Raw genomic sequence first — 209 nt, forward strand, 5'->3', positions numbered from 1 at the left:
TATAATTTGAGATTCTGAGAATTAAGTCCTCAAAGCTTGAGAAGTGCGTTTGAAAAACGAATTCTCGTTTTAATAATGAATGAAAAGCTTCTATTTGGTTATTATCGTAAGGATATCCTTGCTTAGAATACGAATGGAGGATTTGATGTCGACTAAGCAAGTTTTCAACATCACAGCTCGTATATTGTGAACCCATATCTGAATGAAAA

Annotated in this window: 1 protein-coding gene; it reads right to left on the reverse strand. The window is 33.0% G+C overall.

Annotated elements, in window-relative coordinates:
- Positions 1 to 209: integrase core domain-containing protein (locus FD20_RS13230; protein ID WP_157060954.1), on the reverse strand; the 209-nt coding region annotated here is incomplete at both ends.

It is taken from the genome of Liquorilactobacillus uvarum DSM 19971, assembly GCF_001434935.1.
Classification (GTDB): domain Bacteria; phylum Bacillota; class Bacilli; order Lactobacillales; family Lactobacillaceae; genus Liquorilactobacillus; species Liquorilactobacillus uvarum.